Genomic DNA, 22,451 nt, shown 5'->3' on the forward strand with positions numbered 1-22,451 from the left:
CCAGTTCTGCTGGCCGGCAAATCTCCTTAGAATACCCTCCATGGCCACGATTGTTCGTGGCCATGATTTGTTTTAGCCCCAGAAATATCGAGACGGACAACCGCACCTCGAAGCCCATGCGATACACGGTCGACAACGCAGATGCCGGACAACGGCTAGATCAGTTTCTGGCGAAGAAGATCAACCGAGCCAGCCGCGGCCAGGTTCGCGAAGCGATCGACGACGGACAGATCACCGTCAACGATCAAGCTCAGAAGCCGTCGTATAAGCTGCGAGCGGACGATGTGATCGATTACCCACAAATCGATGCCCGCGAAGAAGAGCAAACGCCAGAACAAGTCGATCTCGACATTCTGTACCAGGACGAGCACCTGGCCGCGATCAACAAGCCGGCCGGCATGGTTACGCACCCTGCGAAAGGGCACTGGGATGGTACGTTGACGGCGGCCTTGCTGGCGAAGTTCAGCCAACTGAGCGATATCGGCGGCACGTCGCGTCCTGGCATCGTTCATCGACTCGACCGCGACACGAGTGGTGTGCTGGTAATTGCCAAGAACAACGAAGCCCACCAGGCCCTGAAGCAGCAGTTCCACGACCGTGAAACGGAGAAGGAATACTTCGCCATCGTGACCGGCTGCCCCGATCGCGACCGCGACATGATCAACGAGCCAATTGGTCCGCACCCGCGGTATCGCGAACGGATGTCGATCGTTCGCGACGATCCTGCCGGCAAAGAAGCCCAAACGTTCTACGAAGTCGCCGAGCGTTTCGACGGGTTCTCGGTCTTCAAGGTGATGCCGAAGACGGGCCGGACGCATCAGATTCGCGTTCACCTGGCGCACGTTCGCCATCCGGTTCTCTGCGATCGTGCTTACGGTAGCCGTGCTCGAATCACGCTTGGTGAAATCGCTCGCACCGAAGACGCTCAAATCGTGCTTGGTCGCACCGCCCTGCATGCTCGCCGTTTGAAGATCACCCATCCGGTGAGTGGCGAGCCGATGGAATTTGAAGCCCCGATTCCGCCCGATCTTCACTCGACGTTGGAAGTCTTGCGCAAGTTCCGCTCGCTATAGTCGCGAGGTTCGGGATATAGCAGGTCCATCATGTCGTGGGTACCGATGGCTCGCGTTGTGTAGAACAACTCGCCGGCACCATAGCCCGCTGTCGCTCCCAGGTAGATCGCCGCTCCACGCACGCGGTCAAAGATGTAATCTTTCGCCGGTGGAAACTGGGTCTGATAGCAGCGAACGCTCTCGAGTTTGCGATCGAGACAATCGGTGATGTCATGCACAAAGCTTCCCGGGGCGTCGAGCTTGTGAATCGGCTCGAAGGCAATCTTGTAGTAGAGCTGCCGCCCGATCGTATGCACTGGAAGGTGGTCGAACGTTTCGTCCCACTTCGTTAGCCGCGAATAGAAGACCGCCGCATCGGTGATCTGCATCGCCTGCCAATGATCGGGCGACGCCATCGGCGTGCGATCGCCGAAGCCGATCACCACCTTCGGACGATACTTGCGAAACTCTTTCGCCAACGCGACGCGGGCCTCGAAGCAATCGAACAGCCGGCGATTGGGCAGATCGAGCGTGATTCGCTTCGAGACTCCCAACACCTTGGCCGCCGCGGCAGCTTCGGCCAGTCGCGTCTCTGGATCGGGAGAACCGGGTGTTGGCTCGCCGTCGGTCAGATCAATGATCGCGACCGAATGCCCTTGATCGGCCAGCTTGGCGAGCGTTCCGCCGCAGGCAATTTCGACATCGTCCGGATGGGCTCCCACGGCGATGATATCAATCTGAGGGTACTCTTTCTCGACGTCGACCATGCTTCTTCTTTCTTCCTTCGGCAAGTTGCGATTTCCCTTCTAAGTCTTTGGTTCTTGGCTCGTCAGGTCAATCACTGTTCGCCGTAATCCCACAAGGCATGGCGAAAAATGGCTGCTTCCTGCTACGATTCTCATGTGGGGCCCCTCGGCTGGTGTACAATGCGGCCCTGCGATCCGACTTTCAGATTTCTCATTCGCCGCCTTAAAGCAGAATGCCATGCCTCAGCCTTACGATGCTTCGTTGATTACCGAAGGGACTGTCAACGAAGAGAACATGAACCTGATCCAGGCCGTCACGCAAGACGCGGCAGAATACTTGGATCTTTCGCTCGAAGAGGACACGCCTGACGCGATTATCGCCAAGGTGAACGAGACGATCCGCGATATCAAACTCGACCGCGGCAATCCGTTTCCCGAAGGGGAAGATATCGAGATCTTGCTAGGCTGCCTCTGGGCTTCGCAGTTGATCAAAGCGATGGACTTCGCCTGGGTCGAAATCGATTTCAACGACGAAGCCGACACGAAAGCGATCGGGCTGGTCTCGCCCACCCGTAATATCGCGATTTACCCGTTTAGCTTCGTCCATAGCTGCTTAACCGCCGGCGTTATTTGCACGATCGCGTTGTCGTACAACATGCTCAAAGAGAACGGCGTCGAGAGCTATTACGAGCCGAAGCAATATGGCGACCTGATGGCCGATGTCCATCACATCGTTCCGCCAGAAGCGTAGACTCGCACCATTTGGTTTCAGGCACTACTTGCCCTGAAACTTCTTCACCGCAGCCACGGTCACTTCAGGGTAATCGGTCGCGAACGATTCGACGCCCAGTTCCAAGAGCTGGGTGTACGCTTCTTCGTTCGAGCATTCCCACGGCAGCGTTTGAAACAAGATGCCACGTTGCTTCAGTTCATCCCGAACCTCGGTCAGAAACTTCTTGGAAGGGGTGAAAGGATCGTCACTCTTCAAGTCTCCCACGCGAACGTGGATTTGAAGCTGCGTGATGCCGTCGAAGTTGCCCTTCCGAATTTCAGCCAGCTTGGCGGTGAGCTTCTCTTCGCTGCCACCATTCCAGCAAAGCGTCTGGGACTCGGGCACACGCTGCTTCCACTGCTGAATCAACTCAGGATGCGTGGTCGTGTAGATGACCTGCGGAGCGACCTGATATTTCCGAATCAACTCAATCAGCTGCGTCTGATCGGCGGTCTTGATATCGAGGTAAAGCATACGCTCGGGTCGACCCTGCATCGCGGCGAAGATCGATTCGAGCTTGGGCACCCTCTGCCCTTCAAACTGCTCGCCACGGAACGATCCCACTTCCAGATCGGTGACCTGAGCGGCGGTCATGTTCTCGATCTTCTGGCTTTTCAGCGCGTCGTCGACGTTGCCAACGACACGCTTCAGATCGCCGTCGTGAAAACAAACAATCACCCCATCCGAGGTTGTTCGTAAGTCCGCTTCCGGCGTGACGCCAAGGCTCCAGCTGTATTGGAAAGCCTCGAGCGTGTTCTCGGGCTGGGCGATCCCGGCTCCGCGGTGGGCTTGGATCATGAATGGCTTTTCATCCGCCATTCCGATCGAAGCAAATCCCACTACCAAAGCCAGGCACAAACTTCGCAGGCAACCAAACATCGGCGATCGTCTCTCTTAAAGGAATCCAGCGGTCGCGATTTACTTCTTCAGCGGCTTCTTGGCACTCACCAGGAAGGTCGGATTGGAGGCCTCGAAACGGTGGCGTTCCAGCTGATAGGTCGCGTGCGAGATATTCACCATCGTCACCTTGGCCTGATCCATCTGCTGGTCAAATAGCTGATGCACGTCGGCCAGGTTTTCGATACTGCTGAGATTGCAGACGATGCGTCCGCCGGGCTTCATACGGGTAATGGCTTGTTCACAGATGCCTCGCACCTGACGCCCAGTTCCGCCAATGAAGACGCAGTCAGGATCCGGCAGGTCGGCCCACGCGTCGGGAGCCTTCCCCAGGATGGCCTGCACGTTGGTAACACCGAAAGCGTCGATATTGGTGCGGATCAGGCCGTGATCTTCCGCATCCATTTCAATCGCGTAGATACTTCCTTTTTCGGCGATCATGCCTGCTTCGATCGAAACGCTGCCGCTACCAGCACCGATATCCCACATGACACTCGATTCGCCCAGGTCCAGCAATGACAATGCAATACAGCGGACTTCCATTGGCGTCAGCAAGCCACGTTTCGGCTTCGACTGACGGAAGACATCGTCCGGGTTGCCGAACTTACGCTTGCCAACCAGCGACATCGGACGATCGGGCACGTCTGGCTTGCGAACGAGAATCATCACGTTCAATGGACCAAAAGTCTGCTCGCTAATCTCTTTCAAATCGCCCTGGGTCACGCATTCGTTGGGCGAACCAAGGTTCTCGCAGATGTAGGCATGAAAGTAATCGAGATTGTGCCCGAGCAAAGTCTTCGCGACTTCGGCTGGCGGAATCGCTTCGGTTGTGAACAAGCCAATCGCTTCCGAGATGCGCGCGGCGGCCACAACCGATTCGAGCGGCTGATTGGCGAGGTTCGCCAGGTGAGCGTCGTCCCAGCTCTCTTTGATTCGAGCAAACGCCAACTGCATGCTGCTGACGTGCGGGATCACATGGAAGCGATCTTTTCCGAGCTTATCGCAAAGATACTTCGACACCCCGTAGAACAATGGGTCGCCACTGGTCAGAAGAACGACGTTGCGATCCTGGTACTTTTCCAGGGCTTCGACGATCTCGCCCAGGTCGCCGCTGACCGGCACCTTCTCGGCAGAGACTTTTTCAACGTGACCAAGGACCTGCGGATTGCCGATGATCGCCTGAGCATCGCCCAGGATCCGTGTCGATTGGCTGGTCAGCCCCTCGAAACCGTCATCACCAATGCCAACAATATAAATTTTGGGAGACGTAGTCACCGATTGTTCCATTACCAAGCGTCTGAATTAGAAAAGACTTGCGTCGATTTTACGAGATGCGACCATCCGTGGAAAGTTCACCCAAGGGGAACTCCCGCTCCCACCTTTGCAAGGAACCAAGATGCCCACCGCCTGCGTAACTGCTCCGCACTATCACCAACCGAAGCACGACTACTACGACATTCTGACCCGCGCGGGGTTCGAGGTACGCTTCATCGATCCGAAACAGCACGACCTAAGCGACGCCGATACGCTTTTAGCCCAGCTGGACGGGGCCGAAGTCACCATGTGCAGCATGGAACCGTACACGCCAGAGGTAATGTCCCGTTCGAACCTGCGTGTTATCTGCCGATTTGGTGTCGGATTCGATGCCATCGATGTATCAGGGGCCACAGCGGAAAACATCGTCGTCTGTCGCACGACCGGGGTGCTTCAGCATTCGGTGGCCGAGCAAACACTTGCCCTCCTTTTCGGGGTGATGCGCGACGTGGTCCGCCGGGACCGAGCCGTCAGGGAAGGAAAATGGAGTCAGCCTCCCCTTCCCCGCCTGCATGGAAAAACGATTGGCCTGCTGGGCCTCGGATCGACCGGCCGCTGTGTTGCTGACAAAGCACTGGGGCTCGGCATGAAGGTGATCGCCTATTCCCCATCGGGACGCCCCTCTCCCGGCGTCGAAATGGTTTCGCTCGAACAGCTCTGGCGTGATTCGGATGTGCTGAGCATCCATGCTCCGCTGATCCCTGAGACGCGGAATATCGTCAACGCTGACACTTTGGCGAAGATGAAACCAGGTTCCGTGCTGATCAACACGGGTCGTGGTGGTCATGTCGACGAAGCTGCCCTGGTCGAGGCCCTCAAGTCCGGCCATTTGCTGGGTGCCGGGCTCGATGTCTTTCAGGAAGAACCAACGCCGGCGGATAACCCGCTGTTGAAACTCGACAACGTCGTGGCGGCGCCGCACATCGCTGGGGGCGATCACGAAGCTCTCTACGATATCCCTGTGCTGGCCGCACAGAATGTTGTCGATCTGTACGAAGGGCGCTGGCCGGCCGAGAATATCGTCAATGCCGAGGTACGGCCAACCTGGAAGTGGTAAATCGCTGTTTCAGCGTCTGACCTTTTCGCGCAAACGGGATAAATTCGCCGAGAATCGTGGGCGATTTCTGCTGCGTGGCCAGTTTCAGGGTGTAGGCTCCATGGAAACGTCCCTTCAATTGCCCGGTCATCCCGAGGAAAAGCAATGACAACCATCCAATATATGCATGTTATCTTGTCGGCGATCATGATGATCGTCCTGACGACCCCCACGATCTTCGCTTGCTCGCGGATCTTGTGGAATAACAACGGCGTGGGTGTCTTCAGCTCGCGCACGATGGACTGGCCCGAATCGACTGAGCCAACGATCCTGGTCTTTCCGAGTGGCATCGAACGCGACGGCGGCATTTTGGCCGGAACGACCGTGTTCCAAGAAAACCCAGCCAAGTGGACCTCGAAGTACGGCAGCATCATCACCAGCGTCTATGGCATTGGCACCATCGATGGCATGAACGAAAAAGGGCTTGGTGTTCATGGGCTATACCTCACGGCGACCGACTACGGCAAACGTGATGCCTCGAAGGCTGGCGTGCACGCAGGCCTGTGGGCTCAGTACATTCTGGACAACGCCCAGAACGTCGAAGAAGCGTTGGCACTGAACGAACAAATCCAAGTCATCATGGTCGAGGCTCACGGCCGCGAAGCTTCCATTCACCTGGCCTTGGAAGACGCCAGTGGCGACTCGGCCATCATCGAATACATCGATGGCAAGCCGGTTGTGCACCATGGCCGTCAGTACCAGGTCATGACCAACGACCCAAGCTACGACCAGCAGCTCGAGATGTTGTCGAAGCTCGACTTCTCAAAGCCTAGCAGCGACTTGCCCCTGCCTGGCAACGTAAACCCGCGCGACCGCTTCCAGCGTGCTTCGTACTACGTGAAGCTGTTGCCGAAACCGAAAGATAGTGTCGAAGCGGTGGCCGACGTGATGGCAATTGCTCGCAATGTTTCGGTTCCATTTGGTGCCCCTTACAAGAACTTCGGTGTCTACAATACCGAGTATCGCACGGTGATGGACCTGACCAACCAGCGTTACTTCTTCGAGCTGACGACCAGCCCGAACGTGCTTTGGTTCGACGTGAAGGCCCTCGACTTCTCGCCAGGTGCCGCGGTCCTGCAGCTGGATCCTTACAAGAACAAACTGGCCATCAGCGGCAACGCAACCGACGCCTTCGAGAAGCTCGAAAAGGCTCCGTTCTAAGAACGTTTGATTGGATTATCCACCAAGAAACGAAAGCGGCCCTCGCAGATTTGCGAGGGCCGCTTTTTTCGTGTGTTTGTCGGTCGCGTTCAGGACTAGGCCTGGAACGATTGACCACAACCGCAGCTTCGGGTCGCGTTCGGATTGTTGAACGAGAATCCGCGGCGATCGATACCGTCGTAGAAGTCGACCGTAGTGCCATCCAGGTAGAGGGCATGCTTCTTGTCGACCACAACTTCCACGCCGTGGAAATCGTACTTGGTGTCTTTGTCCGTGTCGAAGTCCTGCGTCAGCGTCAAGCTGTACGAGAAACCGCTGCAACCGCCGGCGGTGATGCCGATACGCAGCTTGGTGTCGTTTTCGTGCTTCTGGTCTTCCAGGATTCGCTTGACTTCGTCGGCCGCTTTTTCGGTGATGACGACTGCCATGTTTTGAGTACTCCAGACGTTATTAACGCAAACTTGTATGTGTTTATTATTATCGATGCCTTGATCCGGGAAAAGGGTGCAAAAAATCTTGCCGAAACAATCCTGCTCCCTTTTTCGGTAGCTTACCCCAAATACGAGGGTCCATGGGGCTTTTTGCCGGAACAATTCGCATCAAACGATCAGCTTGCGAAGTTTATCTACCGCATTCGACACAACGTCAACGGCAAATTCGACTTCCGAGACGGAATTGAACCTTCCCAGGCCAAATCTCAGGCTGCTGCGGGTCAAATCCTCGGACAGCCCCAGAGCCCGTAGGACATGGCTGGGCTGGGGATTCGCCGAGGTGCAAGCCGAACCGCTCGAGACGGCAATCTCGCGGACATTCATCATCAACGCCTCGCCGTCGACCTTTTCGACCGCGAAGTTGAGATTGCCCGCCAGGCGGACTCCCGGGCGATCGAGTTCGGGCCCATTGAGGTGCAAACCTTCGATCCGCTGCTGAAGTCCCTGCCACAACTGCTGTCGCAATGCCGTCAGACGAGCGGTCTCTTCGCTCATTTCTGCGACCGCCAACCGAACCGCTTCGGTCAAGCCAACAATGCCTGGCACATTGAGTGTGCCGCTGCGGATGCCTCTCTGTTGGCCACCACCCAGGATCGACGGCTGGAGCCGCACACGGGGTCCTGACTTACGGACGTACAACGCCCCGATACCTTTCGGTCCATAGACTTTATGGGCCGAGAAACTCATCAGGTCGACGCCCAACTTCTGGACATCGATCGGAATCTTGCCGACAGCTTGCGTGGCATCGCAGTGGAGCAGCACGCCGGCCTGTTTGCAGATCGCTCCGATTTCGGCCAAAGGATGGATCACGCCAATCTCGTTGTTGGCCAGCATGATCGAAACCAGACCGGTATCAGGCCGGATAGCATCTTCGACTTGCTGTGGATCGAGATAGCCGGCCCAAGGGTCCCCCTTTTGCCGTGGAGCCAACCGCGAGACTTCAAAGCCTTGATGCTCGAAATGTTCGATCGGATCGAGCACCGCTTTGTGCTCGGTCGTGACCGTCACGACATGGTCACCGCGACGGCGACGCTGTGTCAGCACGCCTGCGATGGCGAGGTTGTTGCTCTCGGTCGCCCCGCTGGTGAAGACGATTTCGCTAGGCTCGGCATTCAGAAGGGTGGCGAGCGATTGCTGGCAAGATTCGACCAACTGCTTCGCATCTTCCCCGAACAAATGCCCGACGCTGGAAGGATTGCCGAAGACCTGCGTAAAGGTCGGGAGCATCGCTTCCAGCACGCGCGGATCGACAGCCGTCGTGGCATGGTTGTCGAAATAGATGGGCATCGGCTCGGGCCGCTTTCGTACCGAAGAAACCTGGCGAAGTAACGATTCCCCCTATCATACGCCCCGCAGGTCGTATCTCGCTACTTGCCAGAGATTCGCCGCTTGGTCCGCAGGCGTTTACTTGCCGTAAATCGCTTGCAGGCAAATGCTCGACCAGGTCTCGAATTCTTCGAGCTTCGTCAGCATGTCGTTCACGGGGCGAAATCCGGCATCGAGGATGTCTTCTTCGTTCGGCAGAACTTCCGGACGCTCGATTTTGCAAAGATAGACCACACCCAGGTGGACACGTCCGACTTCGCTTTCGTCGTCGTTGATCAGGCCGGCACAGACCATTTCGTGTGGCGCGTTGAAGGTGACTTCTTCGGCCAGTTCGCGACGCATGCCTTCCTGAAACGGATCGTGCGAATCGCTGGGTGCGTCTTCCGACGAAACGTGACCGCCGATGCCAATGCTGCGTTTGCTATGCAGACGCGATTCGCCTTGGCCCTTACCACGCACGTACTGAAAGACATGCTTGGAGCCCTGATCGTCGACGTACTCGAAGATCACGTAAGGAATGAGCTGCTTGAATTCCGGCGACTTCTCCATGATGTCGCGAGGACGAAAGCTCATCTGCTCTGGCGTCAAAAGCTGGTCGAGGTAGTGTTCGACCTGGTCGCTGAATCCCTGGAACTGACCGATCTCGTGGAACTTTTCCGTGGGAACCACGAGTACCTGTTCGACTTCTGCGATGCTCATCTTCTACCCTTCCATGTGGGGGAAACTATGTGCGGGTCCAAGGGGACATCGTATCGAATCGCTAGCACGGGATCGACACCCCCAAACATTTTCACAGGCGGGCTTTTTGTGACCAGCCACGATGGCACGTCACGACAAGCACTTTGCGCTGGTTGGCATTCGTGGTGATGCTTTAAAATTTACCGCATATACCACGGGAAATCATCCCAAGAAATGAGAAGCATTCCTTCGAAACGTGAAAGAATTCCCCAATGGTGGCCTGCGATCGCATGAAATCGCAGGCCGATTGAGGTTTTAAATCTTCCCTTAGAGGATCAGCATCGCGTCGCCGTAGCTGTAAAAGCGATACTCTTCTCGGATCGCTTCGCGGTACGCCTGGCGAATGAGCTGATCACCCCCAAAAGTGCGAACCAGGATCAACAAGGTCGACTTCGGCAGGTGGAAGTTGGTCAGCAAAACGTCGACCGCTTTGAACTCGTAAGGTGGTCGAATAAACAGGTTCGTCTTGCCACTCCAGGGCTGAAGTTGACCTTCGGAGGCCGCCGTTTCAAGCACGCGAGTCGCGGTCGTTCCCACGGAAACGACCCGGCCGCCATCGGCTTTGACCTTCGCCAGGTGATCGACCGTTTCCTGGTTGATTTCGCCGAATTCAAAGTGCATCTCGTGCTGATCGATGTTGTCGACACCGATCGGGCGGAACGTCCCCATTCCGACGTGCAGCGTGACAAACTGCCGATCGACCCCCTTGGCGGACATCTTGTTCAGCAGTTCGTGCGTGAAATGGAGCCCTGCCGTCGGAGCCGCTACGGCCCCAGGCGATTCGGCGAAGACCGTTTGATAGTCCTTCCAGTCGTCCGGCATCATTTCACCACCGCGAATATAGTGCGGCAGCGGCACGCGTCCGACTCGTTCGAGCAAGTCGAACGGCGACTCTTCGCTCAGCGGTTTCACGGCCCATTGGCCGCCACCCAGGTTGGCCAGAAGTTCCAGCTCGACATCTTCGCGGGCCTCGCGATTTTCAAGCACGACTTTCTCGCCCGGTTGGATTTTGCCGCGAGTTTTCGCCAGAACAAGCCAATTGCCGTTGGCATCGGTCTCGACGAACAGCCCCTGCCAACGACCACCTGTGGTCACGCGTCGCCCCATCAGACGGGCCGGAACTACCTTGGTGTTGTTCAAAACCAGGCAATCGCCCGCCCCCAGCAGATCTGGCAAGTCGCGGACATGCTGATGCGTGATTTCCTGAGTCTGGCGATTGACGACCAGTAATCGCGCGTCGGTCCTTTTCTCCAAAGGTTGCTGCGCAATTAAATCGGAAGGAAGATGGTAGTCGTACTGGTCGATACTGGTCATAGAGCTTTCGGAATTCCTCGGTAAATCCACAGTCCACGCCCATCCAAAGCGTGGTCCAAGGTTGAGTATATGTCGCCAGCGGGGAATTCGACTAGAGCCTGTTCGGGTCTAACCCACGTTCCGCCAAGCTGCCTGCACCATGCCCACTGTCCGCAAGCGAATCCTGATCGTCACCACCGAGCTGAGTATGGGAGGCGCTGAACGCTGCGTTGCCAACCTTGGCTGCCGGCTCGATCCGCAGCGATTTGAAGTTCAGGTCGTCGCTCTCGCGCCCCCGCCCGAGGCCCCCAAAGACGCACTGGTTCACCAGCTGGCCGATGCCGAGATTCCTCTGACATTTCTCAACTGTCGCAGCAAATGGCAATTGCTTTCAGCGACAGGCCGATTGAAGCAAATCATCCGCCAGTTTCAGCCCGATGTCGTTTGGAGCTTTCTGTTTCATGCGAACATCGTTTCGTACCTTGCCACCCGCAACATGCGACTGGTCCGCCTTCAATCGCTGCGTGTGATCGAGCAAGGCCATTGGCGTCGAAAGCTTCAATCGTGGACGGCCCGCGGAGCAGATTGCGTGCTCTGCGTGAGCGAAGGGGTCAAAGCGTTCGCCGAACAATCGCTGCGGTTGCCGGCCCAGAAACTGGTGGTGATTCCCAACGGGATCGATCTCGACGTGATCAACCCCACCAGCTACGCCAAGCCGACCGATCGACCGTTTCGCATCCTCGCAGTGGGCCGGCTGCACGAGCAAAAAGGGTTCGACTGGCTGATCTTTCGCCTTGCCGAACTGCTGCGCGAGAAGCCGGAGTGGGAACTGGTGATCCTCGGAGAACACGGGGAAGGCAAGGTATTGGCGGAACTGCTCACGCAAGTTGAATCGGAAGAGCTCGAAGACTCGGTCTGGCTGCCAGGCTGGCAAGCGAACCTGCCCGAGTGGTTCAATCAGGCCGAAATCTTCGCCCTCAGTTCCCGCTGGGAAGGGATGCCCAACGCCTTGATCGAAGCGATGGCCCACGGCCTGCCGGTGATGGCCACCGATGTCGAAGGGGTCGCGGAACTGCTGCCCGGGCCGCTTTCCCGCCAGGTGGTCACCCACTTTCACATGCGAGAAGCCGAACAACTGCTACGGCAGCTGATGGAAGACGCCCAGCTCCGCCAGCAACTGGGTCAGGCCAACCGTCAGCAGATCGAGACGCAGTTCTCTCTTCGCCAGATCGTCCATCTTTACGAGTCGCTCCTGGATACCCTGCTCGACACTTCACGCCCCGAACGCTAGCACGCGGTTTCGGCAGGCCGAGAAACTTTTTGTTTTCGGGGGGGCTGTGTCCAACTCTTGGTTATGGCGTTGCTTAATGACGCTAGCTCAAATCGCTAGCAGAAATTTGGCGGGTTTTTCCGGATTGACGAAAAACGAGCGCCGAATATCTTCAATCACATGCTCGTCACGCGACATCAATTGCTGATCTTTTGCTTAACAACTATTCCTTAACTAAGAAACAACTTCTTACGTCCGTTGCTTGTCTTGCCCGCTGTCGATGTGCCCGATCAGGCCACTATTGGGACATTTGTCAGCACGGTTTCAAAGATTGAAATCGGGGTATTCAAGCCGTGTGAAGTGGCTAGTGCAGCGGCCACTTCACAAGATCCGTCGGTTTGGGGCACGGAAGCGCCACGACGGATTTTTTCCTTTCCGCCCTGCCACTGGGGCGGTGGCTCCGGTAAGCTGAAGACTTTGCCTTAAAGCTCGCTGCATAACTCTATGGCCGCACCGACCATTCACGTCCCTGTACTGCCGGCGGAAGTCCTCCAGTGGCTCGATCCTCAACCAGGAAAAATCCTGGTCGATGGCACCCTCGGCGGCGGCGGCCATACCCGCATGATGGCTGAGAAAGTCGACCCAGAAGGCTTCGTCGTGGCGGTCGATCGCGATGTGATCCCGCTGCAGCGAGCCGAGGAAACGCTGTCAGGCCTGCCGGTGAAGATTGCTCACGCGAACTTCGTCGAAATCCCGAAGATTCTCGATTCGCTCGAGATCGATCAGGTCGATGGCATACTTCTCGATCTGGGCCTATCAAGCGATCAGTTGGCCGACGACGGCCGTGGCTTCAGTTTCGACAGCGACGGCCCGCTCGACTTGCGTTTCGACATGCGAGACAAGAAAACGGCCGCCGATCTGGTGAATCATCTGAAAGAGAAGGATCTGGCCGACCTGATTTATCAGAACGGCGAAGAACGGCTCAGCCGCCGCATCGCCAAGAAGATTTGCCATATCCGCAAAGAAACGCCGTTCGAGACCGCCAAGCAACTGGCGGACGTCGTGACGAGTTGTTATCCGCCGGTGGCTGGCTCTGGCCGAGGCCGCATCCATCCCGCCACGCGAACGTTTCAGGCGCTGCGCATCGCGGTTAATCGCGAGCTTTCCTCTCTGGAAACGGCGTTGGAGACATTGCCCGACCGTCTGAAGCCAGGCGGCCGATTGGCGATCATCAGCTTCCATTCGCTGGAAGACCGCCCGGTGAAACAGGCCTTCCTCGACGATCCTCGCTTAAGCCGCCTGACAAAGAAGCCAATTGTCGCGACCGAGGAAGAGATTGCCCGCAATCCTCGTAGCCGCACCGCCAAGCTCCGCGTCGCCGAGCGTGTCTAGCCAGCGGCTCGCCACGGCCGACCTCGTGCCAGGATTCCGTACGATGACCGACGAAACCCTGAAAGCCTTGCAACTGGAATGGGCCCAAACCAAAGCCCAGCTCGAAGAGCTCCCCGCTCAGCCTGAGGACGCAGAGAGCGCCGACCTGGAAGCAGAACTCCAACAGCGACTCGACGAACTCGAATTCGAGATCGCCCTCAGACAACGCGGCACCGGGCCCTGCTCGCTCATGTAACCTCCGGCGAAGACCGCCGAAGCGATCCATTCCAAGAACAAAAAAAGGGCGACTCCAGTCTGTGACCAGAGTTGCCCTAATTTGTTGAATCATTTTGATTTAAGTGAGATTGCTGGGGCTCGAACCCAGGACCTACGGATTAAAAGTCCGTTGCTCTACCGACTGAGCTACAATCTCGTTTGGGAAGGGAACCAGTTTCGGCCGGATGGGGCGGATTGTCAAGGGGCCGTTTCGAGGCTTCTTGACGTAAGTACATACGCCCGGGCATTTTGCTGCGTGAACTTCGGCTTTCGTGGCTTTCTTTAAGACCGGAAAGCCACCGAAAAGTTCACAGCCCCCTGCTGCGTCTCACCAAGATCACGCCAGAATGTCGTGGACGATGTGCCCATGCACGTCGGTCAGACGCATGTCACGGCCGCTGAAGCGGAACGTCAGGCGTTTGTGATCGACCCCCATCAGGTGCAAGATCGTGGCATGCAGGTCATGGATCTCGACTCGGTTCTCGACCACCTTGTAACCGAACTCGTCGGTCTGGCCGTACACCGTGCCTCCCTTTACTCCGCCGCCTGCCATCCACATGGTGAAGCCAAATGGATTGTGGTCGCGACCGTTCTTTCCTTGGGCGAAAGGCGTGCGGCCGAATTCACCACCCCAAACGACCAGCGTCGAATCGAACATGCCACGACGCTTCAGGTCGGCCAGTAACGCAGCGATCGGTTGATCGACCGCCAGGCTATTCTTCTCGTGGCCATCCTTCAGATTGCTATGCTGGTCCCAGCGATCATGGCCAACGCTGGGAACCGTCAGTTCCACAAACCGCACGCCCCGCTCGACCAGGCGACGGGAAAGCAAACAGAGCCGCCCGAACGTTTGCGTCTTATCGAAGCTATGATTCAGACCATACTCTTCCAACGTCTGCGGCGTCTCGTCTCGCAGGTCCATCAGTTCCGGCACGGCGGACTGCATGCGATAGGCCAGCTCGTAGTTGGCGATGGCCGATTCGATCTGGTCGTTACGTCCCACCCGATCGATCGTCAATTGGTCCATTTGATCAAGCAAATCAAGCTTGCTGCGCTGCGCGGCAGGGCTACGATCGCGCGACTTGATGTTGGCCACCGGCGGATCGCTGGCGGCGAAGATCGAACCTTGAAACGCTGCCGGCAAAAAACCGCTGTTGAAGTTATCGAGCCCGCCCGGCGGAATCAGGCCGCCGTTCAGCACCACGAAGCCGGGCAGATTATCGTTCTCGCTCCCCAGCCCATAGGTCGTCCAGGCGCCCATGCTGGGGCGTCCCTGCAACCCGCTGCCGGTATGCAGAAAATAGTTGGCGTTGGTATGCTCCGAGAAGTTCGACGTCATCGAACGAATCACCGCCAGGTCGTCGACGTGCTTGGCAACGTGCGGGAAGAGTTCGCTGACTTCGATCCCGCTTTGACCATGCTTCTGAAACTTCCAGGGACTCGCCAGCGTTCCGCCCAAATTGTTGAACTGCGTTGGCTCAGTTTCCGCAGGGAACGGCTGGCCGTCGTATTTCTTCAGCATTGGCTTCGGATCGAAGGTATCGACCTGGGACGGCCCGCCATCCATATACAGAAAGATGACACTTCGTACCTTCGGCGAAACGTGCGGAGCCCCCAACAGGCCAAGCCCCTCAGCGGCAGACGCATCGCGCTGCAGCATCCAGTTCAAAGCGAGCGAACCAAAGCCACACGCGGCGCGACTCAGCAGTTGCCGGCGATTTAGCCCGGCGTTATTTCGAGAACCACAATCCACGACATCGCTCCGCGTTTAACGAACAAAAACAAAGGACTTTGCGTTGATCAGCACGTGTGCCAGATCTCGCCACAGTTCAACCGAGGCCAATTGATGGCCAGGATCGACCGAGATCGTCTGGCCATGCGTCTCCAAGAACTGAGCCGCCAAAGCCCGTTCAGCATCGGTCGGCTTACGTGAAAAGGCCTGCTCGACCATTCGCTCGAATCGCAAGTTTGCATCGTCTGGTGTTTCCTGAATGGCTCGCTGTGCCCAGACATGGCACTGCTCGAGGACCATCGGATCGTTCAACAGAATCAGCGATTGGGCTGGCACGTTCGACTGGTTTCGTCGGCCAATTGTGGTGATCGGCTGTGGCGTGTCGAAGGCGAGCATCATTGGCGACAGGAAGTTACGACGAATCGACAAATAGATGCTTCGCCGCCCTGCCCCGTCCAGCGGTCCGCTTTGACCAGGTCGACCACGACCTTGCATGAACGCCGTGAGATGAACCGGAACACTGGGCCCGAACATCGTTTCGTCGAGGCGACCGCTGATCATCAACAAGCTGTCGCGAATCGATTCGCCCGAAAGGCGTTTTACTTCGGCCCGGTGAAACAAGTCGTTCTTCGGATCGAGTTCTTCTGCCGTACCTTCCTGAACAGAAGACATCTGATAAGTCTGCGAAAGAACGACGCGACGAATCATCCGCTTCAGCGACCAGCCATCCGCCACGAATTCGGTCGCCAGGTAGTCGAGCAGTTCCGGATGGGTCGGCGGCTGCCCGAGCTCTCCGAAGTTGTCGACCGTCCGCACGATGCCACGCCCCATCAAGTAATGCCAGATACGATTCACGGCCACACGTGATGCGAAAGGATTGTCAGGCTGCATCATCTGTAGCGCGAGTTCTAGTCGCCCGCTACCGACGGAATCGAATGGATGGTCGTCGCCGGTGATCGCCGTGAGCAATCGTCGCTCGATTGGATCGGCCGGGTTACGAGCGTTACCGCGAATCAACAGGCGTTCGCTTTCCGCCGAGTTATCCCACATGCCAGGGGCCGTACGGGAACGCCATTTCACCTCGGCGAACAGCGGCAGCGTCGCATCCCGATATTGCCGCGCCAGGTCATTCAAAGGATTGGCATCGCCTGGCATCATCTTCGTCCAGTTCCGCACCAACCAGTCGGCCAGCGGTGCGTACTGAGGTTTATCAATCGCTTCATTAAAGGCCTTCACCAACAGCGCTGCAGGACTTCCCCCTTGAGCGACGGCCGCTTGAAACGCCCCGGCAGCCGCTTGCTGTGCGGATGGCAACGGGGGAGGAGCTGCCCCTTCGGCAACCTGATAAATTTCGGCTGGCAGGCCATCAATCGGCGAGAACTCGATATGGACCGAGTGTCCTTGATAATCGCGAAGGTTGTGCGTGACCCATCGAAGTTTCTCTGGATGGTCCGTTTTAAATTCCTGGCACACGACGCCATGCAGTGGACCTTGCACCAGCCGATGCGAGTCGACGACAGCGAAGGCTCGGACACTTCCTTTGACGAGGTAATGCACCAGACCATCGCCGAGCGTGAACGTGTTCGATTTAAGCGTTCGACCGGCGCGGTTCCAGTTGCGGATCCGACCGAAATCATCTTGTACGCCATTCCGCAGTTTGAGCGGTTCCCAACGAGTGTCGAAGACCGCGGCCGTTTCGGTTCGGACGCCAGCGACCTCTGGCTGTTCGGTCTTCGCCCAGACGAATTGCCCGGCCGGTTGTGGTGCCAATCCGAAGACAAAGCCATCGACACGCCACTGATCAGGAATCGTCTGACTGAAGTCGTTGACGATCTGGCCCGAATAGGTAGCCACTTCGCTGGTAAGCTGCGTCTCGGATGGCTGACCATCACCTTGAATCGCCATCGCCCAGTAGTGCAGCGGATGCTGTTGATCTTTGCGGGCCTTTGCGAGTTCGGCAGCCCAGGCCGAGTCTGCTTGGGTCAGCTCTTTTTCCCATTGGACACTGACCTGGGACACTTGCTGGCGATAGATTGCCTTCGCCTTTTGCTGAAACTCGGTGTTCAGTTTTTCCAGCGACTGGGCAATTCGCTGATTGTGAGGTTCGGTTTCAAAACGAACCTGGCGATAGGCCGAGCTTTGCAGGAAGCCCATCTGAGCGTAGTAGTCGGCCTGACTGATGGCATCGAATTTATGATCGTGGCAACGAGCACAAGTCACCGTCAGCCCGAGAAACGCTTTGTTCATCACGTCGAGCATGTTGTCGAAGCGATCGGTTTCGTCCTTGCGGATATCGACCGGCGAATGCACCCAGTCTCCCATGTGCCAGAAGCCTGTCCCCAGGACCGATTCGTTGAAACCGGTTTGAGCATCGACGCGGGGCTGCGGGAGAAGGTCGCCGGCGATGTGCTCGATGACCAGTTCATTGTAAGGGATGTCAGCATTCAGAGAGCGAATCACGTAGTCGCGATACTCGAACGCATTTGGGATGTCGTAATCAAACTCGTGCCCACGTGATTCGGCGTAGCGCACCAGGTCGAGCCAATGGCGTCCCCAATGTTCGCCGAAGCGAGGCGACGCGAGCAATTGATCGACCACCTTTGCTAAAGCTTCTGGCGAGGGATCCCTGAGGTACGCTTCCAGTTGCTCGGGCGTTGGCGGCATGCCGGTCAGATCGAAGTAAACACGGCGCAGCAGCGTGGCTTGATCGGCTGGGGAATTCGGCGTGAGGTTGGCCTCTTCCAGCTTCGCGAGAATGAATCGGTCGAGAGGATCCTTCGCCCAGGCCTCGTTCTTGACGGTCGGCAGTGCTGGGCGGGTGACCGGTTGCCAGGCCCAGTGATCTGCTTTGCGCTGCTCCAGATCGAAGACTTCTTTCATCGGCGTGTTGTCTTCACCGGGTGGCCAGGCCGCACCCGTAGCGACCCACTTCTCGAGCTTGGCGATTTCGTCTTCTGGCATCCGCGACTTAGGAGGCATCTGATAGATGCCGTCGTAGTGGATTGCTTCAATCAGCAGACTTTCGTCCGGCTTGCCCACAACGATCGAAGCCCCGCTGTCGCCACCTTCCAAGATGGCGGCGCGCGACGTGAGGTAGAGCCCACCACCAGGCGTCTCGGCCTCGGGCCCATGGCATTCAAAGCAGCGATTGGCGAGAATAGGCCGAATGTCTTTCTCGAAGAATTCCAGCTGCTGCGCGTCGAATTGCGGCGAGGCCTCTTCGGCGGCATCGACCGTGATAGTCACGATCAGTGTCAGCGCAACGGCAGCCAGCAATGTTCTGAGGCGAGAGAACGTCATCGCTTCGGTCCAGGCGGGTTGTGGAGAAGGAAGTGAGGTGGGATGGATTAGTTCCACCTTATCATTATGCCGCCCAGGTGTCACTATTTCTCTTGGCTCAATTTCACGGAGACCGGTTCCACCCATGAATTGCCAACTTGCCTTGAAAGAATGGAACGTCGTCTGCGAGGCGATTCGCCGCGGACAACAGATCGTCCTGGCCCGCAAAGGTGGGATTTCAGAACCCGAAGGTGAGTTTGAATTGCCCAAAGACCGCTTCTGGCTCTACCCGACTTACTTCCACGAGGCAGGATCGAAGCTGAACGAATTGGGGAAGAAGTTGTTAGAAGATCATCCCGAGTTCACCCAGCCTCCGGCATCGGCGGAGGTAACGCTCGACCTGGTGTGCGAAGTGGTCGAAGCGATCTACATCGAAGACGAATCGAAGCTGCGCGCATCGTTGTTTGAACAGGTCTTAAACCAAGAGGCCTTGACGGCCCGCTTTCATTATCGGAACCCTGGAATTCACCTGCTGGTGATCCGCGCCTACGAGGTTACCTCGCCCGCCACGGTGGTCCCGACCGAGGCGATGGCAGGCTGTAAGAGTTGGGTCGAGCTTGCCGAGTCGCTAGACCCTGGCCAGCTATCGCCGATCGTCGAAGAAGGCTCGTTCGAGATTCGCAAAAATTTACTACTTTCCGCCCTGAAGGCGTGAACCTACAATTGGATTGCCCTGTCCTAAGGGGGCGTTCACCGAGGAACATGATGAAAAAATGGTCTTGCCATTTTGGAAATCATGTTGCAAAGTGAGGTTTACCTAGGGTCGCGTCACGCAACGCGACGTTACTGAAGACCGGCGGTTGGCTCTACACGGCGTTCTGTCCAACCAAAGGTGAGCTTTAGTAGAAAGGAGGTGTTCCAGTGGAATATGTCTGTAGTTGCCGTAGAGGTGGTTTTGCCTAACGGCTGCCGGCGGGTTGCCGGTAGGCAACCACATTCCTATCGGAACCTCTTCTAAGAGAATCCGATCAGGCTACCAATGAGGCCCCGCAAGTCCCGTGCAGGATTTGCGGGGTTCTCTTTTTCTTGGGCTTCGTATCTGCGTCGAAGCGATGCCGCTGACCACCTTTAAAAATCCAAAGTGTCTTCCGTTACTTTGCGAAGCGGAATCCACCGGGTGCGTTCTCGTCGGCGACGATTCGCTCGCCTCCGTTGATGGTGATCATCGCTTTCAGCACTTCCGGCGGAAGGTCTGGCGATAGCTGGACGACGTGTCCATCGGCCATGACCGCGCATGGTCCGTCAGGATGATGGCTCGAAATCGACATCTTTTCCGGATCGTTGATCTGAAACGACATCGTCTCGACATCGAAGTCTTTCGGCTCGAGCCAAGAGATCTCTTCCGAAATGCTTTCTGCCACGGCGATCGTGGTGGAAAGGCCATCCGAAATGTCTCGCAGATTGCGACCACCTTCCGGCAGGCCGAAAGCATTGTCTCCAACGAGCATTAAATAGTTCGTGTGCGTTGACTTGGTGTTGCGTTCGCTCGGGCACTGCCATATCCAACTGGCGTATGACGGTTTGTCTCGATTAACCTTCCCCGGGATAAGGTCACTTGCCAGTTCCTTGCGAGTCCGTTCGGGAGGTTTGCCTTCGTAATGAAACTCGCGGAACTCCAACGTTTGATTCCATTCGCTATTCCAAGGCTCGTCGAGGCGATATAGCGAATAGAACACTGAAGACTCGACAAATGGATGAATGCGAATTCGCCAACTGTTGTCGAGCATTCTCGCCGGAGGCATCTTCAGGTAAGTGTCGTGATAGTTGTGAAGCGCCAACATCACCTGTTTCAGATGGTTCTGGCACTCCATCGTATGGGCGGCATGGCGTGCGTCTTGAATTGCCTTAGCCAGCAACGGCACCGTAACGAGAATCCCGATCCCGATGCACACCAATATAAGTTTACGCTTCATGACTCATTCCGATGGTCGACAAGTTGCCAACATCATCGTAAAGCAAAGGGACATTCCGTGCGAATCGCTGGCCAAGAAAACAAAACACGCCGGTGTTGGGGCCGGCGTGTTTCTCTAGCAAATGGGATGTTGAGGTGACTACTTCTTCAGATCAAAGGTGTAGACATTTTCAGCCTTGTTTTCGACCGTTTTGGTCAGGGTCGTTTGCGTGTTGTATTTCGCGGGGATGTACGGAATGTAATTTGGCAGGCCGTCGGGTGCTGGCTTATCTCCGACCCGATTGGCTGTGATTTCGACCTTCTTTTCGCCTGGTGTGGCGATGAAGGAGAACTCCCCGTTGGTGATGGGCCCGGCACCCACCGGCCCAGTTCCATCCGCCGGGATAAACAGAATCTCTCCCGTTTCGACCGGAGTTCCTTCAAAGGTCACGGTCCCCTTTACGGTGATCTCGGAAGCGGTATTGCAGCCTCCCAGTGATACGATCAGGCCGAGTCCGATCAATAGGGCAATTCTCTTTCGATGGATATCCATGCGTCGTCTTTCTTCCTGGGCCGAAGGGATTCAGTTCCCTCCGACGTTGTCTCGTCCCGTTGCTAATTAATACGACTTGGGAACTTCGCCACCAGAACGGGTTCCGAGATCTCGCCAGGTTTGCGTATCGATTGTTTCTGGCACGAAGTGTACGCTGGCATCCATCAACGTCATCAACGCACCGCCTGGATGCATGCTGCGAGAATAGATCACCTGGGTGTTGGTGTCCTGGGCGCAAGGCGCGTAAGAAGGACTCGTCGGCGAACCTTGGCATGTGCGGCACTTGTCCGAGGCGGTCGTGTTCGGCGGCAAACGGGTGCTGACGATGCTGCTCAAGTGATCTGCCCGGTAGTACCGACCACGCCAGTCGCGTTTGCCGGTGATGTTCGAGGGAACAAGCAGGATTTCAGCGGCCATCACCGTGTTGGCGGTCCCATCGGTGACCGACGAGAAATCGGTCTTCGACAGGTAAAAGAACATGCCACTGGCGGCGTTGTCGGTGGTGGTCGTGATCTCTTCGTTGCCGTGGCAAAGCAGATAGTTACCGTGGAACCCGTCGTTAAAGTCAGGCACCGGTTCGCCGGTTCCGTGCACTTCGCCGGTCTGACCACGATTCGGATCGGAAGGGCACATCAATGTCTCGATCTTCGTGTTCATCAAGGCACTAGGGAACGCATTCGAGTTGCGCGTGGTGAAGTACTGCGAGAGCTGATCGTGTAGCGCCGCTTGCTCCAGGTAAGGCAGGATGACCGGCATCCACGACATCGAGTGTGGCGGCGTGTTCAAACTGTCGTTCAAACCGTCGGCAAACACCCCGGGCGGAAAGACACGATGGGTATCGTGATAGTTGTGGAGCGCCAGCCCCAGTTGCTTTTGATGATTCGAGCAGGTCATTCGCCGGGCCGCTTCGCGGGCTTGCTGCACAGCAGGCAACAGCAACGCAATTAACACCCCAATGATCGCAATCACAACCAGCAATTCCACGAGCGTGAAGCCCGTCCGTTTGAGCACCATGGGACCATCCTTATGAAGTAATGACGAGATTATGGAAGAGCATCCTTCACACGGATTTTATAACGGTGCACTATCTACCAGCACTACTTTTTCCTCTTTTTTTCTTTTTCCCCTTCACA

Annotated in this window: 20 protein-coding genes and 1 tRNA gene; 8 read left to right on the plus strand and 13 right to left on the minus strand. The window is 56.7% G+C overall.

Annotated features, from left to right (window positions below; all coding sequences use genetic code 11):
• The first annotated feature begins 116 nt into the window (after nucleotides 1-116).
• Entirely contained in the window at nucleotides 117-1,073 is a 957-nt protein-coding gene (locus tag AB1L30_RS24960) for an RluA family pseudouridine synthase (protein ID WP_367017063.1), read from the plus strand.
• Here the strand turns inward: AB1L30_RS24960 and AB1L30_RS24965 are convergent.
• Nucleotides 1,031-1,819, minus strand: a complete 789-nt coding sequence (locus AB1L30_RS24965; RefSeq protein ID WP_345093794.1) for a PIG-L family deacetylase — start codon at nucleotides 1,817-1,819, stop codon at nucleotides 1,031-1,033. The genes AB1L30_RS24960 and AB1L30_RS24965 overlap by 43 nt on opposite strands.
• Nucleotides 1,820-2,036: 217 nt before the next feature.
• On the opposite strand from AB1L30_RS24965, the gene AB1L30_RS24970 reads away from it, so the two are divergent.
• Complete coding sequence (locus AB1L30_RS24970; RefSeq protein ID WP_367017065.1) at nucleotides 2,037-2,549, plus strand: hypothetical protein; 513 nt, start codon at nucleotides 2,037-2,039, stop codon at nucleotides 2,547-2,549.
• 24 nt (nucleotides 2,550-2,573) lie between these two features.
• On the opposite strand, the gene AB1L30_RS24975 is transcribed toward AB1L30_RS24970, so the two are convergent.
• Together AB1L30_RS24975 and cbiE are read right to left on the minus strand one after the other, a co-directional pair.
• Nucleotides 2,574-3,368, minus strand: coding sequence for a glycerophosphodiester phosphodiesterase family protein (locus AB1L30_RS24975; protein WP_367017067.1), 795 nt, complete (start codon nucleotides 3,366-3,368; stop codon nucleotides 2,574-2,576).
• Between the two features lie 120 nt (nucleotides 3,369-3,488).
• Nucleotides 3,489-4,742 carry a precorrin-6y C5,15-methyltransferase (decarboxylating) subunit CbiE gene (gene cbiE, locus AB1L30_RS24980; RefSeq protein WP_367017069.1) on the minus strand — a complete coding sequence of 418 codons (1,254 nt, stop codon included), beginning with the start codon at nucleotides 4,740-4,742 and terminating at the stop codon, nucleotides 3,489-3,491.
• Between the two features lie 121 nt (nucleotides 4,743-4,863).
• Here cbiE and AB1L30_RS24985 point away from each other — a divergent pair, with 121 nt between their 5' ends.
• Nucleotides 4,864-5,838 (plus strand): phosphoglycerate dehydrogenase, encoded by a 975-nt coding sequence (locus AB1L30_RS24985; protein ID WP_367017071.1) that lies wholly within the window; start codon nucleotides 4,864-4,866, stop codon nucleotides 5,836-5,838.
• Between the two features lie 144 nt (nucleotides 5,839-5,982).
• Nucleotides 5,983-7,038 (plus strand): linear amide C-N hydrolase, encoded by a 1,056-nt coding sequence (locus AB1L30_RS24990; protein WP_367017073.1) that lies wholly within the window; start codon nucleotides 5,983-5,985, stop codon nucleotides 7,036-7,038.
• 95 nt (nucleotides 7,039-7,133) lie between these two features.
• Here the strand turns inward: AB1L30_RS24990 and AB1L30_RS24995 are convergent, their stop codons facing one another.
• From AB1L30_RS24995 to queA, 4 genes are all read right to left on the minus strand, one after another.
• Nucleotides 7,134-7,466: an iron-sulfur cluster assembly accessory protein gene (locus tag AB1L30_RS24995; RefSeq protein ID WP_367017075.1), complete on the minus strand. Its 333-nt coding sequence runs from the start codon at nucleotides 7,464-7,466 to the stop codon at nucleotides 7,134-7,136.
• Nucleotides 7,467-7,637: 171 nt separating this feature from the next.
• Entirely contained in the window at nucleotides 7,638-8,816 is a 1,179-nt protein-coding gene (locus AB1L30_RS25000) for a cysteine desulfurase family protein (protein WP_367017077.1), read from the minus strand.
• 117 nt (nucleotides 8,817-8,933) lie between these two features.
• Nucleotides 8,934-9,554 carry a phosphoesterase gene (locus tag AB1L30_RS25005; protein WP_367017078.1) on the minus strand — a complete coding sequence of 207 codons (621 nt, stop codon included), beginning with the start codon at nucleotides 9,552-9,554 and terminating at the stop codon, nucleotides 8,934-8,936.
• A 306-nt stretch (nucleotides 9,555-9,860) separates the two neighbouring features.
• A complete protein-coding gene (queA, locus tag AB1L30_RS25010; protein ID WP_367017079.1) occupies nucleotides 9,861-10,907 on the minus strand; it encodes a tRNA preQ1(34) S-adenosylmethionine ribosyltransferase-isomerase QueA in 1,047 nt (348 codons plus the stop codon).
• A 139-nt stretch (nucleotides 10,908-11,046) separates the two neighbouring features.
• Here queA and AB1L30_RS25015 point away from each other — a divergent pair, with 139 nt between their 5' ends.
• The 3 genes from AB1L30_RS25015 to AB1L30_RS25025 all read left to right on the plus strand — a co-directional run bounded on the left by AB1L30_RS25015 (nucleotide 11,047) and on the right by AB1L30_RS25025 (nucleotide 13,783).
• Complete coding sequence (locus AB1L30_RS25015) at nucleotides 11,047-12,177, plus strand: glycosyltransferase (protein ID WP_367017080.1); 1,131 nt, start codon at nucleotides 11,047-11,049, stop codon at nucleotides 12,175-12,177.
• A 483-nt stretch (nucleotides 12,178-12,660) separates the two neighbouring features.
• A complete protein-coding gene (gene rsmH, locus AB1L30_RS25020) occupies nucleotides 12,661-13,548 on the plus strand; it encodes a 16S rRNA (cytosine(1402)-N(4))-methyltransferase RsmH (protein WP_367017081.1) in 888 nt (295 codons plus the stop codon).
• Nucleotides 13,549-13,591: 43 nt separating this feature from the next.
• On the plus strand, nucleotides 13,592-13,783 hold the full coding sequence (locus AB1L30_RS25025; RefSeq protein ID WP_367017083.1) for a hypothetical protein: 192 nt from the start codon (nucleotides 13,592-13,594) through the stop codon (nucleotides 13,781-13,783).
• 104 nt (nucleotides 13,784-13,887) lie between these two features.
• On the opposite strand, the gene AB1L30_RS25030 is transcribed toward AB1L30_RS25025, so the two are convergent.
• The 3 genes from AB1L30_RS25030 to AB1L30_RS25040 form a co-directional block, all read right to left on the minus strand.
• Nucleotides 13,888-13,960 (minus strand) — tRNA-Lys (locus AB1L30_RS25030).
• A 180-nt stretch (nucleotides 13,961-14,140) separates the two neighbouring features.
• On the minus strand, nucleotides 14,141-15,511 hold the full coding sequence (locus AB1L30_RS25035) for a DUF1501 domain-containing protein (protein ID WP_367017883.1): 1,371 nt from the start codon (nucleotides 15,509-15,511) through the stop codon (nucleotides 14,141-14,143).
• A gap of 60 nt (nucleotides 15,512-15,571) precedes the next feature.
• Nucleotides 15,572-18,835: a PSD1 and planctomycete cytochrome C domain-containing protein gene (locus AB1L30_RS25040; RefSeq protein ID WP_367017085.1), complete on the minus strand. Its 3,264-nt coding sequence runs from the start codon at nucleotides 18,833-18,835 to the stop codon at nucleotides 15,572-15,574.
• Nucleotides 18,836-18,959: 124 nt separating this feature from the next.
• Here AB1L30_RS25040 and AB1L30_RS25045 point away from each other — a divergent pair, with 124 nt between their 5' ends.
• Nucleotides 18,960-19,529, plus strand: a complete 570-nt coding sequence (locus AB1L30_RS25045; RefSeq protein ID WP_367017087.1) for a DUF1802 family protein — start codon at nucleotides 18,960-18,962, stop codon at nucleotides 19,527-19,529.
• Between the two features lie 436 nt (nucleotides 19,530-19,965).
• Here AB1L30_RS25045 and AB1L30_RS25050 read toward each other — a convergent pair whose 3' ends face one another.
• The 3 genes from AB1L30_RS25050 to AB1L30_RS25060 form a co-directional block, all read right to left on the minus strand.
• On the minus strand, nucleotides 19,966-20,787 hold the full coding sequence (locus tag AB1L30_RS25050; protein ID WP_367017089.1) for a DUF1559 domain-containing protein: 822 nt from the start codon (nucleotides 20,785-20,787) through the stop codon (nucleotides 19,966-19,968).
• A 138-nt stretch (nucleotides 20,788-20,925) separates the two neighbouring features.
• On the minus strand, nucleotides 20,926-21,318 hold the full coding sequence (locus AB1L30_RS25055; RefSeq protein WP_367017090.1) for a hypothetical protein: 393 nt from the start codon (nucleotides 21,316-21,318) through the stop codon (nucleotides 20,926-20,928).
• Between the two features lie 66 nt (nucleotides 21,319-21,384).
• The gene (locus tag AB1L30_RS25060; protein WP_367017092.1) at nucleotides 21,385-22,332 is read right to left on the minus strand and encodes a DUF1559 domain-containing protein; all 948 of its coding nucleotides are present in this window, start codon (nucleotides 22,330-22,332) and stop codon (nucleotides 21,385-21,387) included.
• Between the last annotated feature and the right edge of the window lie 119 nt (nucleotides 22,333-22,451).

It is taken from the genome of Bremerella sp. JC817, assembly GCF_040718835.1.
In the GTDB taxonomy this organism is placed as follows: domain Bacteria; phylum Planctomycetota; class Planctomycetia; order Pirellulales; family Pirellulaceae; genus Bremerella.

Coding starts and splice junctions, on each gene's coding strand:
- AB1L30_RS24995 (WP_367017075.1), bottom strand. CDS start 7,466: ATGGCAGTCGTCATCACCGAAAAAGCGGCCGACGAAGTCAAGCGAATC.
- rsmH (WP_367017081.1), top strand. CDS start 12,661: ATGGCCGCACCGACCATTCACGTCCCTGTACTGCCGGCGGAAGTCCTC.
- AB1L30_RS24990 (WP_367017073.1), top strand. CDS start 5,983: ATGACAACCATCCAATATATGCATGTTATCTTGTCGGCGATCATGATG.
- queA (WP_367017079.1), bottom strand. CDS start 10,907: ATGACCAGTATCGACCAGTACGACTACCATCTTCCTTCCGATTTAATT.
- AB1L30_RS25000 (WP_367017077.1), bottom strand. CDS start 8,816: ATGCCCATCTATTTCGACAACCATGCCACGACGGCTGTCGATCCGCGC.
- AB1L30_RS25025 (WP_367017083.1), top strand. CDS start 13,592: ATGACCGACGAAACCCTGAAAGCCTTGCAACTGGAATGGGCCCAAACC.
- AB1L30_RS25050 (WP_367017089.1), bottom strand. CDS start 20,787: ATGAAGCGTAAACTTATATTGGTGTGCATCGGGATCGGGATTCTCGTT.
- AB1L30_RS24985 (WP_367017071.1), top strand. CDS start 4,864: ATGCCCACCGCCTGCGTAACTGCTCCGCACTATCACCAACCGAAGCAC.
- AB1L30_RS24965 (WP_345093794.1), bottom strand. CDS start 1,819: ATGGTCGACGTCGAGAAAGAGTACCCTCAGATTGATATCATCGCCGTG.
- AB1L30_RS25005 (WP_367017078.1), bottom strand. CDS start 9,554: ATGAGCATCGCAGAAGTCGAACAGGTACTCGTGGTTCCCACGGAAAAG.
- AB1L30_RS25040 (WP_367017085.1), bottom strand. CDS start 18,835: ATGACGTTCTCTCGCCTCAGAACATTGCTGGCTGCCGTTGCGCTGACA.
- AB1L30_RS24970 (WP_367017065.1), top strand. CDS start 2,037: ATGCCTCAGCCTTACGATGCTTCGTTGATTACCGAAGGGACTGTCAAC.
- AB1L30_RS25045 (WP_367017087.1), top strand. CDS start 18,960: ATGAATTGCCAACTTGCCTTGAAAGAATGGAACGTCGTCTGCGAGGCG.
- AB1L30_RS24960 (WP_367017063.1), top strand. CDS start 117: ATGCGATACACGGTCGACAACGCAGATGCCGGACAACGGCTAGATCAG.
- AB1L30_RS25060 (WP_367017092.1), bottom strand. CDS start 22,332: ATGGTGCTCAAACGGACGGGCTTCACGCTCGTGGAATTGCTGGTTGTG.
- AB1L30_RS24975 (WP_367017067.1), bottom strand. CDS start 3,368: ATGATCCAAGCCCACCGCGGAGCCGGGATCGCCCAGCCCGAGAACACG.
- AB1L30_RS25015 (WP_367017080.1), top strand. CDS start 11,047: ATGCCCACTGTCCGCAAGCGAATCCTGATCGTCACCACCGAGCTGAGT.
- AB1L30_RS25055 (WP_367017090.1), bottom strand. CDS start 21,318: ATGGATATCCATCGAAAGAGAATTGCCCTATTGATCGGACTCGGCCTG.